Source organism: Ruegeria sp. (assembly GCF_965199275.1).
Classification (GTDB): Bacteria; Pseudomonadota; Alphaproteobacteria; order Rhodobacterales; family Rhodobacteraceae; genus Ruegeria.
Genome location: NZ_CBDAQX010000003.1, coordinates 42,133 through 58,638, shown reverse-complemented (window position 1 = coordinate 58,638; position 16,506 = coordinate 42,133). Strand labels below are relative to the sequence as shown.

23 protein-coding genes are annotated in these 16,506 nt (G+C 60.1%); 8 read left to right on the top strand and 15 right to left on the bottom strand.

Annotated features, from left to right (window positions below; all coding sequences use genetic code 11):
- Positions 1-53 precede the first annotated feature (53 nt).
- From rnc to folK, 9 genes are all read right to left on the bottom strand, one after another.
- Positions 54-734, bottom strand: a complete 681-nt coding sequence (gene rnc, locus ACOERD_RS01205; protein WP_419737758.1) for a ribonuclease III — start codon at positions 732-734, stop codon at positions 54-56.
- Complete coding sequence (gene lepB, locus ACOERD_RS01200) at positions 731-1,570, bottom strand: signal peptidase I (protein ID WP_170474120.1); 840 nt, start codon at positions 1,568-1,570, stop codon at positions 731-733. Before lepB ends, rnc begins: the two co-directional genes overlap by 4 nt.
- 57 nt (positions 1,571-1,627) lie before the next feature.
- Positions 1,628-2,047 (bottom strand): holo-ACP synthase, encoded by a 420-nt coding sequence (gene acpS, locus ACOERD_RS01195; protein ID WP_170529093.1) that lies wholly within the window; start codon positions 2,045-2,047, stop codon positions 1,628-1,630.
- Positions 2,044-2,667 carry a LysE family translocator gene (locus tag ACOERD_RS01190; RefSeq protein ID WP_170768421.1) on the bottom strand — a complete coding sequence of 208 codons (624 nt, stop codon included), beginning with the start codon at positions 2,665-2,667 and terminating at the stop codon, positions 2,044-2,046. Before ACOERD_RS01190 ends, acpS begins: the two co-directional genes overlap by 4 nt.
- Positions 2,664-3,410 carry a pyridoxine 5'-phosphate synthase gene (locus ACOERD_RS01185; protein WP_419737757.1) on the bottom strand — a complete coding sequence of 249 codons (747 nt, stop codon included), beginning with the start codon at positions 3,408-3,410 and terminating at the stop codon, positions 2,664-2,666. The genes ACOERD_RS01190 and ACOERD_RS01185 overlap by 4 nt, the downstream gene beginning before the upstream one ends.
- Positions 3,403-4,101: a DUF2062 domain-containing protein gene (locus ACOERD_RS01180; protein WP_170556387.1), complete on the bottom strand. Its 699-nt coding sequence runs from the start codon at positions 4,099-4,101 to the stop codon at positions 3,403-3,405. The genes ACOERD_RS01185 and ACOERD_RS01180 overlap by 8 nt, the downstream gene beginning before the upstream one ends.
- A 16-nt stretch (positions 4,102-4,117) precedes the next feature.
- Complete coding sequence (locus ACOERD_RS01175) at positions 4,118-6,250, bottom strand: RelA/SpoT family protein (protein WP_170556386.1); 2,133 nt, start codon at positions 6,248-6,250, stop codon at positions 4,118-4,120.
- A gap of 26 nt (positions 6,251-6,276) precedes the next feature.
- Complete coding sequence (rpoZ, locus tag ACOERD_RS01170; protein ID WP_170380450.1) at positions 6,277-6,630, bottom strand: DNA-directed RNA polymerase subunit omega; 354 nt, start codon at positions 6,628-6,630, stop codon at positions 6,277-6,279.
- A 96-nt stretch (positions 6,631-6,726) separates the two neighbouring features.
- Positions 6,727-7,296, bottom strand: a complete 570-nt coding sequence (gene folK, locus ACOERD_RS01165; RefSeq protein ID WP_419737756.1) for a 2-amino-4-hydroxy-6-hydroxymethyldihydropteridine diphosphokinase — start codon at positions 7,294-7,296, stop codon at positions 6,727-6,729.
- 138 nt (positions 7,297-7,434) lie between these two features.
- Between folK and ACOERD_RS01160 the strand changes: the two genes are divergently transcribed.
- From ACOERD_RS01160 to ACOERD_RS01130, 7 genes are all read left to right on the top strand, one after another.
- Entirely contained in the window at positions 7,435-8,010 is a 576-nt protein-coding gene (locus ACOERD_RS01160; protein ID WP_419737755.1) for an NYN domain-containing protein, read from the top strand.
- 187 nt (positions 8,011-8,197) lie between these two features.
- Entirely contained in the window at positions 8,198-9,148 is a 951-nt protein-coding gene (gene ispH / locus ACOERD_RS01155) for a 4-hydroxy-3-methylbut-2-enyl diphosphate reductase (RefSeq protein ID WP_419737754.1), read from the top strand.
- Positions 9,145-9,597 (top strand): DUF3429 domain-containing protein, encoded by a 453-nt coding sequence (locus tag ACOERD_RS01150; RefSeq protein WP_419737753.1) that lies wholly within the window; start codon positions 9,145-9,147, stop codon positions 9,595-9,597. The genes ispH and ACOERD_RS01150 overlap by 4 nt, the downstream gene beginning before the upstream one ends.
- Positions 9,594-10,187 (top strand): class I SAM-dependent DNA methyltransferase, encoded by a 594-nt coding sequence (locus ACOERD_RS01145; protein ID WP_419737752.1) that lies wholly within the window; start codon positions 9,594-9,596, stop codon positions 10,185-10,187. Before ACOERD_RS01150 ends, ACOERD_RS01145 begins: the two co-directional genes overlap by 4 nt.
- The gene (gene rnhA / locus ACOERD_RS01140; RefSeq protein ID WP_419737751.1) at positions 10,180-10,647 is read left to right on the top strand and encodes a ribonuclease HI; all 468 of its coding nucleotides are present in this window, start codon (positions 10,180-10,182) and stop codon (positions 10,645-10,647) included. Before ACOERD_RS01145 ends, rnhA begins: the two co-directional genes overlap by 8 nt.
- Positions 10,644-11,267: a trimeric intracellular cation channel family protein gene (locus ACOERD_RS01135; RefSeq protein WP_170692850.1), complete on the top strand. Its 624-nt coding sequence runs from the start codon at positions 10,644-10,646 to the stop codon at positions 11,265-11,267. The genes rnhA and ACOERD_RS01135 overlap by 4 nt, the downstream gene beginning before the upstream one ends.
- A gap of 35 nt (positions 11,268-11,302) precedes the next feature.
- Positions 11,303-11,905, top strand: coding sequence for an alpha/beta hydrolase (locus ACOERD_RS01130; protein WP_419737750.1), 603 nt, complete (start codon positions 11,303-11,305; stop codon positions 11,903-11,905).
- A 2-nt stretch (positions 11,906-11,907) separates the two neighbouring features.
- On the opposite strand, the gene speB is transcribed toward ACOERD_RS01130, so the two are convergent.
- Genes speB through def (ACOERD_RS01100) form a run of 6 tightly spaced genes read right to left on the bottom strand, consistent with a single transcriptional unit; the run spans position 11,908 to position 15,237 of the window.
- Positions 11,908-12,729: an agmatinase gene (gene speB / locus ACOERD_RS01125; RefSeq protein ID WP_419737749.1), complete on the bottom strand. Its 822-nt coding sequence runs from the start codon at positions 12,727-12,729 to the stop codon at positions 11,908-11,910.
- A gap of 58 nt (positions 12,730-12,787) precedes the next feature.
- Complete coding sequence (locus ACOERD_RS01120) at positions 12,788-13,024, bottom strand: GlsB/YeaQ/YmgE family stress response membrane protein (protein WP_419737748.1); 237 nt, start codon at positions 13,022-13,024, stop codon at positions 12,788-12,790.
- A gap of 1 nt (position 13,025) precedes the next feature.
- Complete coding sequence (locus ACOERD_RS01115; protein WP_170380460.1) at positions 13,026-13,262, bottom strand: hypothetical protein; 237 nt, start codon at positions 13,260-13,262, stop codon at positions 13,026-13,028.
- A gap of 6 nt (positions 13,263-13,268) precedes the next feature.
- The gene (gene fmt, locus ACOERD_RS01110) at positions 13,269-14,183 is read right to left on the bottom strand and encodes a methionyl-tRNA formyltransferase (RefSeq protein ID WP_419737747.1); all 915 of its coding nucleotides are present in this window, start codon (positions 14,181-14,183) and stop codon (positions 13,269-13,271) included.
- Positions 14,184-14,227: 44 nt separating this feature from the next.
- Positions 14,228-14,722 (bottom strand): peptide deformylase, encoded by a 495-nt coding sequence (gene def / locus ACOERD_RS01105; RefSeq protein ID WP_170641433.1) that lies wholly within the window; start codon positions 14,720-14,722, stop codon positions 14,228-14,230.
- Positions 14,719-15,237, bottom strand: a complete 519-nt coding sequence (gene def / locus ACOERD_RS01100; RefSeq protein ID WP_170380463.1) for a peptide deformylase — start codon at positions 15,235-15,237, stop codon at positions 14,719-14,721. Before def (ACOERD_RS01100) ends, def (ACOERD_RS01105) begins: the two co-directional genes overlap by 4 nt.
- A gap of 94 nt (positions 15,238-15,331) precedes the next feature.
- On the opposite strand from def (ACOERD_RS01100), the gene ACOERD_RS01095 reads away from it, so the two are divergent.
- On the top strand, positions 15,332-16,504 hold the full coding sequence (locus ACOERD_RS01095) for a PatB family C-S lyase (protein ID WP_170380464.1): 1,173 nt from the start codon (positions 15,332-15,334) through the stop codon (positions 16,502-16,504).
- The last annotated feature ends 2 nt before the right edge of the window (positions 16,505-16,506 follow it).

Sequence of the window (16,506 nt, the reverse complement as noted above, 5' to 3'; positions counted from 1 at the left end):
GGATATTTCCAGCCAGATGAAGAGTGGATCGGGTTTTGGAAGAGGGGCGGGGGCTATTTTGGCAGAGCGTCCAGAAGGGCTTTTGCCGCCGCCTGTTCAGCCTGACGCTTTGATCCGGCGGTGGCCTGTGCCTCGGCCCCGTCTTGCAGGCGCGCGGCGATGGTGAAAACCGGGGCGTGGTCGGGGCCGCTGCGTTTGACCTCGATATAACTAGGCGGTTTCTGGCCGCGGGCCTGTGCCCATTCCTGCAGCGAGGTTTTAGCATCGCGGGCGTCGGATTCGACTGTGTGGATGCGATCGCCCCAGAGGGCGAGGATGACATCGCGGGCGGCCTCGAACCCGGCGTCGCGGTAGATGGCGGCGATTACTGCCTCCATCGCGTCGCCCAGAAGCGCCTGTTTGCGGCGACCACCGGACAGCATCTCGGACCGGCCCAGCTTCAGCACCGCGCCCAGATCAATCTGGCGGGCGACATCGGCACAGGCCTCTTTGCGCACCAGCGCGTTGAAACGCGGGGCCAGTTGGCCTTCGGAGGCCCTCTTATCCGCCTCCAGCAAGGCCGTTGCCATTACGAGACCCAGAACGCGGTCGCCCAGGAATTCGAGCCGCTGGTTGTCGGGCCGGGTGGCGGACGAAACCGAACCGTGGGTCAATGCCCGCACCAACAGCTCGGGGTTAGAGAATTTGTACCCCAAGCGATGCTGAAACGCCTTTATATCGGCCGATACCTTCAATTGACCGCCTTGAAGAAGCGGTCGCTGCGCCATGTCCAGAAGAACAGCATAGACCGGCCGGCCGACGAGAACATGATCCGGTCGGCGCGACCGATCAGGTTTTCGTAAGGAACATAGCCTACCCCGCCAGCAGATTGCGGTAGGCGGCTATCAGCAGAGTTATCTCGGTTGTCACCCATGAAGAAATAGTGGCCTTCGGGCACCGTGTAGATGCCGGTATTGTCGGACCCCTGATTGCCAATATTCAGCACATCGTAGGATACGCCATTGGGCAGGGTCTCGACAAAGCGCTCTTTCTCACAAACGCCACCGATACCGACCGGACCGTTGGAGCAGCGCGGACGCAGGCGCTGCGGGCCTTGCGGAGCCGCCACTTCGGTGAACACGCCATCGGCCTGTTGCGGGACGGGTGTGCCATTCAGGATGATCTGCCCTTGGCGAACCTGAACGCGGTCGCCCGGCAGACCGATGAGGCGCTTGATGTAGTCACGCCCCGTCACAGGGTGACGGAAGACGATCACATCGCCGCGCTCGGGCTCTCCGCCCCAGATGCGGGTATTGTCGTCACCTGGAAGCCAGCCGCAGATATCCTCGGCGTCGATATTCAGACCGACGCTGGGGATGATCAGGCTAGGACAGGAGGCGTAGGAGTAACCGTAGGCCATCTTGTTGACGAACAGGAAATCACCGATCAGCAGGGTCTGCTTCATCGAGCCGGAGGGAATCCAGAAGGGCTGGAAGAACAGGGTGCGGAAAACGCCTGCGATCAACAGGGCATAGACGATGGTTTTGATCGTCTCCCAGATGGGATTTCCGGTTTTGACGTCCTCGGCCATACTGCTCTTTCGCTCCTTGGTGTGTTGGGTGCTACATGCGGGCCATGCGGGGCCAAGTCAAGGCTGCGTACCAGGTTCTTGAAGCGGGCGCGCCTCGATCACCACAAAGGCCTGCGCCCAAGGGTGGTCATCGGTCAGGGTGACGTGGATGATCGCCTCATGTCCGGGGGGCGTCATCTGGTGCAGCCGGTCGGCGGCCCAGCCGGTTACATGCATCACGGGCTGGCCCGTGTGCAGGTTGCTGACCGCCATGTCCTTCCAGGCGATGCCCATGCGCAGACCGGTGCCCAGCGCCTTGGAGCAGGCCTCTTTCGCCGCCCAGCGTTTGGCATAGGTGCCTGCGGTGTCGTGGCGACGTTCGGCCTTGCGCTGCTCGGTCTCGGTGAACACGCGATTGCGGAAACGGTCGCCGAAACGGTCGAGCGTGCGCTGAATCCGCTCGATATTCGCGAGATCTGTGCCAACGCCTAGGATCACGACAACCGCACCGTCAAAATCTTATAGCTGGCGACGCCGAAGAACCCTGCAAAGGCAAAATCGAACCAACGTCGAGCACGCCGGTAGGCGCTAACCATACGCACCGAGGAAAACAGGAAGGCGTAACCGATGAAGATCAGCAAAGATCCCGCATAAAGTAGGCCGAAATATCCCAACAACACCCATAGGCTGGCATCATTTGGGGCAACAATCGCATAGATCGATCCCCAACTGAGGATCGCCTTGGGGTTCGTCAGGTGAATGGCTGCACCTTTCGCAAAGATCGTACGCAGCGAACCAGTGACTGGCTTGCCCAATGGCACCTCACCAGCGGTCATCGCGCGGCGCAGGGCCTTGAGGGCCAGCCAGCCAAGATAGGCGACACCAAAGTAACGGATCACTTCGAAGACCCAGACATTGGCGAGCATGATCGCCGACAGGCCCAGCGCGGCGGCGATACCCCAAGCAGCGGAGCCCGCGCAAATGCCAAGCGCAAAGACCAGCCCTGCGCGGCGACCTTCAGTCATAGCTGTACCGGCAATGCCCATGGTGGCTGGGCCGGGTGAACCACCCGCCATCAACCAGGCAAACCAGATCGCTATGAAAGCAGGCGTGATCAAGCCCGCGCCTCATCCATCAGGCGGCGCATTTCCTGAATGGCGGGGGTGAGGCCCAGAAAGATCGACTCGCCGATCAGGAAGTGGCCGATGTTCAACTCGCGCACCTCGGGGAAGGCCGCTACAGGTTTCACCGTCTCATAGGTCAACCCATGGCCCGCATGGACTTCGAGGCCCAGCGAATGGGCAAACGTCGACATTTGGCGCAGGCTTTCCAGCTCACGCTCGGCGTCTTCCATGCGGCCTTCGGCGAAGGCATCGCAATAGGCGCCTGTGTGTAGCTCGATTACCTCGGCGCCGATGCGATGGGCGGCCTCGATCTGGCGTTGGTCGGCGGCTATGAAGATCGACACGCGACAACCGACATCGCGAAGCGGAGCAATGAAATGGGCCAGTTTGTTTTCCTCGCGCGCGACTTCGAGCCCGCCTTCGGTGGTGCGTTCCTCGCGCTTTTCCGGCACGATACAGACCGCATGAGGTTTGTGCCGAAGGGCGATCTTCTGCATCTCGTCAGTGGCCGCCATCTCAAAGTTCAGCGGAACCGAGAGGACTTCCATCAACCCGTCGATATCAGCGTCCGAGATGTGACGGCGGTCTTCGCGCAGATGCGCCGTGATGCCATCGGCCCCGGCCTCTTCAGCCAGCTTGGCGGCGCGCAGCGGGTCGGGGTAAGCCCCGCCGCGTGCATTGCGCACGGTGGCGACGTGGTCGATATTCACACCAAGACGCAGATAAGTGTCAGACATCGCGCGATTCCTTTTTCACGGTTTGAGCTGAAGCTAGTGCCTTTTCCACCGAAGTGTCAGCCTCGGTTTCGGCAAGACGTTTGATTTCTTCGAATTTGGCTTTGATCCGTGCGCGGCGGCGCTGTTGATAGGTGCGGATCAGCGGCAGGCTGAGGTAAAAGCAGATTACCCCCGCCAGCAGACCGGGAAGAATGCCGCCGATCATATAGGGGTAGAATACCTCGCGGTAGAAAAGGCCGAGGCCGTGCCAATCTGCGACGCGGTCAGTGAAGATGGCGAGAAAGTTGTTCTTCAGATCGCCCATCGCATCCGCGAATTTCCCCATCAGGCCGCGGGTTTCGCTTTTCTCGAATTCGGTACCCAGAAGGAAATGCCCCGTCTGCAGGCAGATGACGCCAATCGGAACATAGGTCAGCGGATTGCCGAAGAACGTGCCGCTGAGGGCGGCCACGATATTGCCGTTGAGCAGGCGCGCACCGATTGCGGCGACCAGAAAATGCAGCCCATAGAAGGGGGTAAACGCGGCAAACACCCCTGCCCCGATACCGCGTGCGATCCGCTCTGGCGAGTCCGGCAAACGGCGAACGCGATGTTTGACATAGTGAAAGGCGCGGGTCCATCCGCCACGTGGATAGACAAACTCAGATGCGGCCTGAATGGGAGAGCGTCGATCTCGGCGCTTGAAAACCACTCCTGATCACCTCATCTCAACCTGCCGGCAGGGCGGCATTTTCACGCTCTCGGTACCGTTCGACAGCGGCCACGTCACTTTCTGCCTCGAGCATCAGCATCAGCGAATGCAATTGTTCAAGGTCTCGCAGTTCGACATTGATCAGCAGTCGGTAAAAATCCGGTTTGCGGTCGACGAACTCAAGGTTCGAGATATTGGCCTTTTTCTCGCCGATCAATGTGCAAATACGCCCCAGCACGCCTGCATCGTTGCCGATGGTGAGGTCAAGTGTCGCGCCATAGACCGCCGGGTGGGTGCCGGAATGCCAGTGAAGATCGACCCAACGCTCGGGTTCATTCTCGTATGCGCCCAGGCGGTTGCAGTCGATGGCGTGAACCTCAACGCCCTTACCCCGATGCGTGATGCCGACAATCCGCTCGCCCGGCAGGGGCTGACAACAGGGGGCGCGGTCGAATTTCTGTCCCGGCTCAAGACCGATCACGGCGCGCCGCAGGGGGATCGCATCGCCGTCATCCTGTGTCAGTTCCGGATAAACGGCGCTGACCACATCATGGGCTGTCAGTTCGGCACTTCCCAGCCGCGCGAGCAACTCATGCCGGTCTTTCAAACGCAGGTGCTTGGCAGCTGTGTCCAGCGCCTTATCGGTGGATTTGCGGCCGACATGTTCAAAACCAGAACGCGCAAGCTCTTTGCCCAGCTTGATGAACCGTTCGCGGTCAACTTCGCGCAGGGCGCGGCGGATCGCGGTGCGGGCTTTGCCGGTTACCGCTATCTCAAGCCAAGTGACCTGAGGGGTCTGGCCATCGGCGGTGATGATATCGACTGACTGCCCGTTCTTCAGCCGGGTCCAGAGCGGCACGCGGATCGCATCGACCTTTGCCCCGACACATGCGTGCCCGATACGGGTGTGGATGGCGTAGGCAAAATCAATCGGCGTTGCCCCGCGCGGTAGTTTCACGACATCGCCTTTCGGCGTGAAGCAGAACACCTGGTCCGAGTACATCTCAAGCTTGACGGCTTCGAGGAAGTCTTCGTGATCTTCCTCATTGTCGAATTGCTCGGTCAGGTTCGAAATCCACTTGGCCGGGTCGACCGCAAATGGGTTCTCGGTCCGGACACCGTCGCGATAAGACCAATGCGCGGCCACACCGGTTTCAGCCACATCATGCATCTGGCGGGTACGGATCTGAACTTCGACCCGTTTGCCGTCACGACCCGAAACAGTGGTGTGGATCGAGCGGTAGCCGTTCGATTTCGGCTGAGAGATATAATCCTTGAACCTCCCCGGCACCGCCCGCCAGCGTTGGTGGATCGCGCCGAGGGTGCGATAGCAGTCTTCCTCGGTTTCGGTGATGATGCGGAACCCGTAGATATCGGACAGGCGCGAGAAGCCCTGATCCTTTTCCTGCATCTTGCGCCAGATCGAATAGGGTTTCTTGGCGCGTCCAAAGACTTCGGCCTCGATGCCCGCTTTCTCCAGCTCATGGCGCATGTCACCGGTGATCCGGTGGATCACATCTCCGGTTTCGCGCTGCAGGGTGATAAAGCGGCGGATGATCGACTGGCGTCCTTCGGGGTTCAGCACACGGAAGGCGAGGTCTTCGAGCTCCTCGCGCATCCACTGCATGCCCATCCGGCCCGCAAGCGGCGCGTAGATATCCATCGTCTCGCGTGCTTTGACGATCTGCTTTTCGGGGCGCATCGCCTTGATGGTTCGCATGTTATGCAGACGGTCGGCGAGCTTGACCAGAATGACCCGCAAGTCCTTGGACATGGCCATGAACAGCTTGCGGAAATTCTCGGCCTGTTTGGTTTCGCGGCTTGAGAGTTGCAGGTTGGTCAGTTTGGTGACGCCATCGACCAGTTTGGCAACCTCATCCCCGAACAGCTCCGCCACTTTGCCATAGCTGGCTTTGGTGTCTTCGATCGTGTCGTGCAAAAGCGCCGTGATAATGGTCGCATCATCCAGACGCTGTTCGGTCAGGATGGCGGCAACGGCAACGGGATGGGTAAAATAGGGCTCGCCGGAATGACGGAACTGCCCTTCATGCATCTGCTGACCGAATTCATAGGCCTTGGCGATGCGTTCAGCGTTTGTCTTTGGGTTATAATTGCGGACCAGCGCAATCAGGTCGTCAGCAGAAATCATCCGGTCCGCACCTTCGTTTTGAGGGCTTACCCCTGCCCTTGAGCCTCCATCAGAGCACGCAGGAGTTTTTCTTCCGACATGTCATCTTCGGCAGGCTTGTCCGATTCGGCACCCATCAGCAACGCCATCTGATCTTCTTCCGGCTCATCAACCTCGATCTGGGTCTGGTTGGCCTCGATCAGACGCTCGCGTAGTTCGTCCGCGCTCTGCGTTTCGTCGGCGATTTCACGCAGCGAGACAACGGGGTTCTTGTCGTTGTCACGGTCCACAGTGATCGGTCCACCGGCGGAAATCTCACGCGCACGATGGGCGGCAAGCATCACCAGTTCAAACCGGTTGGGAACCTTGTCTACGCAGTCTTCAACCGTCACGCGGGCCATGGAACGCTACTCCGTTGCTGAGTCCATATCAGGAAGCGTTGTATCTAAGACCGATTGAACGCCTTGACAAGCAGGAAATAGCGCAAATCCACCAATCTACAAAGGTGTGACCGCTGCTATATCTTCAGCTGGCAGCGCCTCGAGCATTTGTTGGACGGTCTGGCCAAGAACCGGATGGCTCCAGTTCGGGGCCACGTCGGCCATGGGGACCAGCACAAAGGCCCGGTCCTGCAGGCGGGGATGCGGCAAAATCAGCTGCTCTGGCGCCTCTTGGCGCTGCGCATCCGCTGGTAGGGTCAGCCAACGATCGAAGGTGGCAGGATCGGGCAGTAACTGATCATCGTAGCACACCAGATCCAGGTCCAGCGTCCGCATCCCCCAGCGCTGCGCCCGCTCACGACCGAACTCATGCTCGACCTCATGCAGGACCGCCAGCAGCTGCGCAGGCGGAAGCTCAGTCTCGATCAGAAGGGCTGCATTGACGTAGTCGGGGCCCGCACCCGGAGGGAAACAGGGGGTTTCAAAAAACCGGCTTTCAGCGCGAATCACCACGCCACGGTCCGCAAGCGCTTTTATTGCGTTGCGAAGTGTCACCTTGGGCCCTAGTCCGCTCTGATTGAGATTTGCGCCCATCGCAACAACTGCATTTGACATGGTTTTGCCCATTAATACCCCCATATTCGGCCAAATGCATACTTGCGATGCGCATTAAAAGCCCTAATTATAGGCACACCATCACGCTTAATTTTACACCACTCACTCTTAAACGCGCAGCGGGCTGGATTATACCGGAAGGACCTATTTATGTTTTATAAGGACGAACGGCTAGCGCTGTTCATCGACGGCTCGAATCTTTATGCCGCCGCAAAAGCACTTGGCTTCGACATCGACTACAAGCTTCTGCGGCAGGAATTCATGCGCCGTGGCAAGCTTCTGCGTGCTTTCTACTACACAGCGCTGCTGGAGAATGACGAGTACTCTCCGATCCGACCACTTGTTGACTGGCTGCACTACAATGGCTTCACCATGGTGACCAAACCCGCCAAGGAATACACCGACAGCATGGGGCGTCGGAAGGTGAAGGGTAACATGGATATCGAACTCACCGTCGATGCTATGGAACTGGCGCCACGCGTTGATCACATTGTGCTGTTCTCGGGCGATGGGGATTTCCGCTCGCTAATTGCCAGCCTGCAACGTCAGGGCGTACGGGTTTCGGTCGTGTCGACCATCCGCAGCCAGCCGCCGATGATCTCGGACGAGCTGCGCCGCCAGGCCGACAACTTCATCGAACTGGAAGACCTGCGTGACGTGATCGGCCGCCCGCCTAGGGAAATGCCGACAGAACCACGTAGTGTTGCTGCCGCCGGCGGGCACTAGCCCACGGCGTCACAATTGGGGATGAGATTAGCGCGGTCAGGGTATGAAACCCTGGCCGCGCTTCTTTAACTAAGGTTTGGTACTGAAACACCCAAGGGCTATCAGTGATTCATGTCAGATCAATGACGCCGCCCTGTCTGGACCAAGGCCGTGAAAAGACCTACCTGTGGCGCAAGGAGACAGCGACATGACCAAGCCGCCATTGACTTTGTACCTTGCCGCGCCGCGCGGGTTCTGCGCGGGCGTGGACCGCGCCATCAAGATCGTCGAGATGGCGCTACAGAAATGGGGCGCGCCGGTCTATGTCCGGCACGAGATCGTCCACAACAAATTCGTGGTCGACGGGCTGCGCGCCAAGGGGGCCGTGTTTGTCGAGGAACTGGATGAGTGCCCAGATGACCGACCGGTGATCTTCTCGGCCCATGGGGTCCCCAAATCCGTCCCTGCCACCGCTGCCCGGCGTGAGATGATCTATGTCGATGCCACCTGCCCTCTGGTCTCGAAAGTCCATGTCGAGGCGCAGCGCCACTCGGACAATGGCCTGCAGATGATCATGATCGGCCACAAAGGTCACCCCGAGACCATCGGTACCATGGGACAACTGCCCGAAGGTGAGGTGCTACTGGTCGAAACCGTCGAAGATGTTGCCACGGTTCAGGTTCGCAATCCCGATCAGCTAGCCTTTGTCACCCAGACCACCCTGTCGGTTGATGACACCAAGGATATCATCGCAGCGCTTGAAGAGCGGTTCCCCAAGATCGTCGGCCCGCACAAGGAAGACATCTGCTACGCCACAACCAACCGGCAAGAGGCCGTGAAAGCCGTCGCGCCGAAAGCGGATGCGCTGCTGGTGGTGGGCGCTCCGAACTCGTCCAACTCCCGGCGATTGGTCGAGGTCGCCTCGCGCGCCGGATGCAACTATGCGCAGTTGGTTCAACGCGCCACCGATATCGACTGGCGCGCGCTTGAGGGAATTTCGAGCATTGCCATCACCGCCGGGGCCTCAGCCCCTGAGGTACTGGTGAATGAGGTCATCGACGCGTTCAGCGATCACTACGACGTAACCGTCGACCTCGTGGAAACCGCCGTCGAAAACGTAGAATTCAAAGTCCCCCGCGTGTTGAGACAACCGGCATGAACGGCGTCCCCAAATCCGCGCTCTATCTGGGGTTGGCGGGGCTGATCCCGTTCATTTGGGGGGCACTGACCTATCTGAATTCGGATCTGCACGATCTGGGCACGCGCGAGCTAGGCTCTCGTTTCGTTGGGCCTTACATCCAGCTGTTCTATGGCTCGGTTATCCTGAGTTTCATGTCAGGTGTGTTGTGGGGCTTCGCCACCAAGACCTTGGGCAGCAGGGCGACTGTGGGCTATACTCTGTCGGTCCTTCCCGCCCTTTGGGCGTTTTTCATGACAGGCGGCGGGCCGATCAGCGCGGGCACCAATCTGATGATCGGCTTTGCCGGGCTTTTGGTGCTGGATGCCCTGTTCTGGTATTGGGGTCTCGCGCCACGCTGGTGGATGCGATTGCGTATCCTGCTGACGGCGATCGTGCTGTTATGCTTGGCTGTCGGGGTATACCTATGAGCGATCGTGAGACGATCTCAGTCTACGACGAACAGGCCGCGCGCTATGCCGATCTGACTGATGAAGCCAACACCGAGGACCCGCAACTGACCCGTTTCATTCAGGCGGTACCAACAGGCGGAAAGGTGTTGGATTTGGGCTGCGGTCCCGGTGCCTCATCAGTTATCATGGCGCAGTCGGGGCTGGAGGTTGAGGCAATGGATGCCTCGGCCGAGATGGTCCGGCTAGCCTCGGCCCACCATGGCGTTTCCGCCCGCCAAGCGGCGTTCTCGGATCTAAGGGCCGAGGGAGACTATGACGGCATCTGGGCCAATTTCAGCCTACTGCACGCCAAACGCGCGGACTTCCCGAAGCATTTGGCGACCATTCACCGGGCGTTGAAACCCGAGGGCGTCTTCTATATCGCCATGAAGCTGGGACAGGGAGAAGGGCCGGATCGTTTGGGGCGCTTCTACAGCTATTATTCCGAGGAAGACTTGAAAACCTATCTTCAAAAGGCGGGCTTTACCGTCACCGCACGACGACTTGGCAGCGGCACTGGGCTGGATGGCTCGGTCTCGGACTGGATTGGGCTTGCCGCCCATGCCTGAGCTATTTGCGTATACCGATGGTGCCTGTTCCGGCAATCCCGGCCCAGGTGGCTGGGGCGTGCTGCTGCGCGCGATGCAGGGGGACTCGGTCCTGAAAGAACGGGAACTTAAAGGCGGTGAGGCCGAGACCACCAACAACCGGATGGAACTGCTGGCCGCTATCAGCGCGCTGGAGGCGCTGGAGCGCGCGTCCAAAATCACCGTTGTGACCGACAGCGCCTATGTGAAAAACGGCGTAACGGGATGGATTTTCGGGTGGAAGCGGAACGGTTGGAAAACCTCGAACAAGAAACCCGTCAAGAACGTCGACCTGTGGCAGCGGTTGGACGAGGCGCAGGGTCGTCATGACGTGACATGGGTATGGGTCAAAGGCCATGCAGGCCATCCCGAAAACGAAAAAGCAGATGAGCTGGCCCGTGCGGGCATGGCCCCCTTCAAACCCGCAAAGGCGCAGGAGTGAGCGCGCTTGCCCTGCTGGACTATGCCTCGGTTCTGGTCTTTGCGCTGACCGGGGCGCTGGTGGCCAGCCGGGCGCAGCTTGATCTGGTCGGGTTTGCCTTTATCGCCTGCCTGACTGCGGTCGGAGGCGGCACCGTGCGGGACCTGCTGCTGAATCGCCATCCCGTCTTCTGGGTCGGCCAGCCGGACTACATCCTAATCGCGGTCGGGGCCGCCGTTCTGGTGTTCTTCACCGCGCATCTGGTCGAAAGCCGCTATAGCTGGCTGATCTGGCTGGACAGTTTCGCTTTGTCCATTGCCGTTGCTGCGGGAACTGGAGCAGCGCTTTCGCTGGATCAATCCGGCATCGTCGTGGTGCTGATGGGCGTAACCACCGGATGTCTGGGCGGATTGATGCGCGATGTGGTCTGTAATGAAGTCCCTCTGGTGCTTAAACAGGGTGAGCTTTACGTCTCATGCGCGTTTGCAGGTGCGTTGACGGCGGTGGTCGCGACACGACTTGGGCTCGAAGGCCTGCCCGCGCTGGCGCTATGTGCCGCGATCTGCTGGGCCTTGCGCGCCGGATCGCTTATCTTTGGTTGGAGGCTTCCTGTCTACAAAGCCCGCCCGCCGCGCCAATAGGGCGTATAACACCGAAACAAACCTAAGGCCCGCTTGTGAAACCTGCCCTGTCTTTGCTCGCCGCCGGTGCGCTTTGCCTCGTCGCTTGCGCGGAACCCTACAGCCCGCCGCAATTCGTAGCCCAGGGCGATCAGATCGTTGTCACCGGAGCCATCGACCACACCACCCTTGGTGCCTTTCGAGTGGTGGCCGCCGACAACCCGCAGATCAAAACGCTTGTCCTGCAAAACATAGAAGGATCGGTGGATGACGATGCCAACGTGATCTTCTCGCGCGAGGTACGCAAACGTGGTTTTGACACGGTCGTGCCGTCCGACGGCATGGTCGCCTCGGGCGGGACGGACCTGTTTCTGGCGGGCAACAGGCGCACCTTGCAGCCGGGCGCCTGCGTCGGCGTTCATAGCTGGGGAGGAGGGGGCATCATCGCCACCGAGCTGCCCGAGGACGACCCCGAACACGACCGATATCTGGACTATTATGACGATATCGGCGTGTCCGAGGATTTCTATTGGTACACGCTAGAAGTCGCCTCGGAGGACGAAATGCACTGGATGACAGCCGCCGAGGCCAACAGCCACGACATGGCCACCACTCGCGCGACGCGGCTGGGGTCAGCCTCAACCTGCGATGCGCGCTGAATTCAGCGCGACAACAGCCGCGCGCCGATCTCTTTTACGAATTTCGCGGCCACCATTGCGGTCATGCCATAGGGGTCGCGATGGGGGTTTAGTTCGACAATATCCGCACCGACCAACTGCCCCTCGAACCGATGGATCAGGTCAATCACCTCACGCGTGCTGAGCCCACCGGGTTCGTGATGTGACACACCCGGTGCAAAGGCCGGGTCCAGCGCATCCAGATCCAGCGACAGGTAGACCGGCCCGTCAAAGTTGATCTCCAGATCGGGACGCCAATTGCGCATATCGATCACCTCGACCCCGAACTTGTCCGCCTGCTCCTGTTGGTGCTTGTTCATGGTGCGGATGCCGACCTGCACCAGACGTTTGATCTTGCCGGTCTCCATCACCCGCGCGAAAGGGCAGCCATGGCCCAGCGGGCCAGTATCCTGCGTGTCATACAGGTCGGGATGCGAGTCGATATGCAGGATGTTCAGCCCCTCGTACCGCTCGGCATGGGCCTTGATCAGCGGGAAGGCGACCGAGTGATCACCGCCCAGAGACAACAGCCGCGCGCCAGTTTCGATCCGTGCGGTAGCACCGGCCTCGATCCGGTCGATCGGCTCTTGCCCGCGCATCTCGAACACATCCAGATCGCCGGTATCCTTGAACCGGTCCGTAGCGCCCAGATCGGTACCATCCTCGGCCGTCAAGTTGGCCGCACCGGAATGCAACGCCTCGCGAATGCGACCGGGTGCAAAGGCAGGACCCTGCAGAAATGAGGAATGCAAATCCAGTGGAACGCCCATCAGGGCAACATCACCAGCGTTCAGATCATAAGACATGGGTCACCTGCTTTAAAAACGGCTTGATCTGGCGGCGACCCAAGGGAAAGGTCAAGCCTTAACGGCCCTTTAAACTCTGCCAGATCCAGATCACCAGCAACGCGCCCAGCACCGCCCCCACAAAACCGGACAACCAGCCGGAAACGGTGATCAGTGCACGCAACAGGAACCCGCCGACCAAGGCACCGACGATACCAATCAGCATGGTCGTGGGAATATCGGCCTCGATCCGCATCAGACGGGTGGCAAGGAACCCTGCAGCGGCTCCGATCACGATCAGGGCGACAACGGGCATGTCATCGCCTCCAATGGGTCGGCACGATGATTAGCGCACCGATTGAGGATAGAACCGCGTCCAGCCCAGGCGGACCAAAGCTGATGCCGAACATGATGCGGACAAAGTAGAACAGGAACGCTCCACCGACACAGATGATGATGGATTGAAGGTAGCCGTTATGGGTGAATTCCGTCTTTTCGGACAGATAGCCGACTATCCCGGCAATCACGACGGTGCCCATCAGGACCATGAACATCTGTCTCTACTCCGACGTCAGGCAGGTGCCGACCGGTATGGGCCAGCCTCGCAGAAAGGTTTCCCTATCCTGCGCGCCTTTGCCTGCCCGTTGCAAGCGCAACAGTTCAACCGCGCCCTGCCCGCAGGCGATATGCAATTCGGCTGTCAGGACCTCTCCCGGAGTGCCCTGCCCCTCTGCCAAGCGCGAGGCCAGCAGCTTTAGACGGGCGCCCTCCATCTCGGTCCACGCGCCGGGAAAGGGCGAAAGGCCCCGGATCTGGCGGTCGACCTCAACCGCGGGACAGGTCCAATCGATCCGCGCCTCGGATTTGTCGATCTTTGAAGCGTAGGTGATGCCCTCTTCGGGTTGTGGCTGGGGTGTAAGGTCCGGCAGCTGGGTCAAGGCTTCGGTGATCAACGCGGCCCCCATAGTTGAGAGCCGGTCGTGTAGCTGCGCGGCGGTCTCCTCGGCCTCGATCGGCGTGGCTTCACGCATCAGAACGGGGCCGGTGTCCAAACCCGCCTCCATCTGCATGATGCAGATTCCGGTTTCCGCGTCGCCCGACATGATCGCGCGATGGATCGGCGCGGCCCCGCGCCAGCGCGGCAACAGGCTCGCATGGATGTTCAGGCAACCCTGCGCGGGTGCGTCCAGAATGGCCTGCGGCAGAAGCAGGCCGTAGGCGACGACCACCGCCACATCCGCGTTCAAGGCGGCAAACGCGGCCTGTTCCTCGGGTGATTTCAGCGAGACTGGATGCCGGACCTCCAGCCCCAACGCCTCCGCCCGCGCATGCACAGGCGTCGGGCGGTCCTTCTTGCCCCGGCCAGCGGGGCGCGGCGGCTGGCAATAGACGGCGGCGATCTCATGCCCCGCATTGACCAGAGCGTCCAATACCGGGACCGAAAAATCGGGCGTGCCCATGAAAATTAGTCGCATGTTCCGCTCCGGTACGGTTTCCGGGTGCCGGTCTGAAGCCCGACCTACCCCTGTTTCTTGGCTTTGCGCAGCAGCATGTCGCGTTTGACTTTGCTGAGACGGTCGAAATACATCCGGCCGTTCAGATGGTCGATCTGGTGCTGCACGCTGGTGGCCTCGATCCCCACAAAATCGCGGCGGTCAATAATGCCCTGTTCGTTCAGGAATTTGACGGTCACGGCCCGAGGGCGCTTTACCTTGGCCGACACGCCCGGCAGGTTCGGGCTGGCCTCATCATGTTCGCGCAACTCAATCGAGCTGTGCAGGATTTCCGGGTTCGCCAGTCGTACCACCCGACCGCGCTCAGCCGAGCCATCGACAACGGCCAAACGCAGCATCACCCCGATCTGAGGCGCGGCGAGACCTACACCCGGCATCGCCTCCATCGTATCGATCATATCGTCCCAGATGGCGCGGATCTCATCGGTGATCTCGGGCACATGCTCGGCCTTGGTCCGCAGGCGTTTGTCCGGCCATGGCAGGCAGGTGCGGACACTCATGTGCGGGCCTTCTCGCGCTTGAGTTTTTGCATCTTGCGCGTGATCATCTGCCGTTTCAGCGGCTTGAGGTAGTCGATGAAAAGCTTGCCATCCAAGTGGTCGATCTCATGCTGCACGCAGGTGGCCCAGAGCCCATCAAAACTTTCCTGCTGCGCGTTACCATTCTGGTCCATCCAGGCCACGTCGACGACCTTCGGACGCGTGACCTCGGCATATTGATCCGGGATCGACAGGCAGCCTTCCTCATAGACATTGGTCTCATCCGACGAGGCGATGATCTCGGGGTTGAACATGACCAGCGGACGGGGGGCCTCGCCCTCTTCCTTGACGCAATCGAGAACGATCAGGCGATCCAGCACTCCGATCTGTGGCGCGGCCAGACCAATGCCGGGCGCATCATACATGGTCTCTAGCATGTCATCGGCCAGCTTGCGCAGATCATCTGTCAGATCGGCAACCGGGGCGCAGAGTTTTTTCAGGCGAGGATCGGGATGGATCAAAATAGTGCGTTTCATGAGGCTGATTTAGGGCATCCCGCCCGTCGCCGCAACGCCCCCCTTGCACCCGCCTGACTTGTAGTTAGCTTTCGCCTCGATAGATGGAGCAGACATGACTTTCAATACCCCAACCGACCGCCGCGGCACCCACAGCTCAAAATGGGACAAGATGGAGCAACTCTACGGCGTGTCGCCCGATGATGGGCTGGCGATGTGGACGGCTGATTCCGACTATCAGACCGCGCCTTGCGTGATTGATGCGGTGCGCCGTGCAGCTGAGCATGGGGTCTTCGGCTATTCGTGGAAACACCCTGAATATCTAGCTTCGGTTCAGTGGTGGATGCAAACCCGCCATGACTGGCAAATCGACACCGATTGGGTGCTGACCTCGCAAGGTTTGGGCAATGCAATCGCCCTCTGTCTGGATGTCTGGAGCGAACCGGGCGATGGCGCTGTGATCTTCACGCCCGTTTACCATGAGTTTGCCCATAAAGTGAACAAATCCGGACGCCGCGTGGTCGAATGCCCGCTGGTGCGCGAGGGCGACAGCTACGCGATTGATCTGGACGACGCGCAATCGCGCTTGGACGGGTCGGAAAAGCTGCTGCTGTGGTGTTCGCCGCAAAACCCGTCGGGCCGGGTATGGACGACTGAGGAGCTGCGCTCGGTGGCTGAATTCGCCGGGCGCAACGGGCTGATTCTGGTCTCGGATGAGATCCATCATGATCTGGTTTACCCCGGGGCGAAGTTCGTCCCGATGGATGTCGCAGCACCTGAGGCACGGCCTTGGACCGTGACACTTACGGCAGCGTCGAAGACCTTCAATATTGCGGGACAGCGCACCGGCAACATGATTATCCCCGACCCTAAGCTGCGTGCAGCGATGCGCTACCGGCTGGATACGCTGGACTATGAACCAAGCGCCCTGGGCGTGGCCATGATCACCGCCGCCTACACGCCCGAAGGGGCGGAATGGGTGGATGCTCAGGTCGCGCATCTGGATGGAAACCGCCAGTTGTTTGACGCCACGATCGCCGAGATTCCGGGCCTTTGGTCGATGCCCCTACAGGCAACCTATCTGGCCTGGGTCGATTTCTCAGGCACTGGGATGAGCCATGATGAGTTTGTTCGACGTCTGCGTCAGGACGCGCGGATCGCGACCTCATCAGGCCCCGGATTTGGCGCGGGCGGCGAGACTTTCGAACGCTTCAACCTTGCCACCCAACACGCCCGCGTCGAAGAGGCCTGCGCGCGGCTGAAACAGGCGTTCGGGGATCTGCAGTAGCG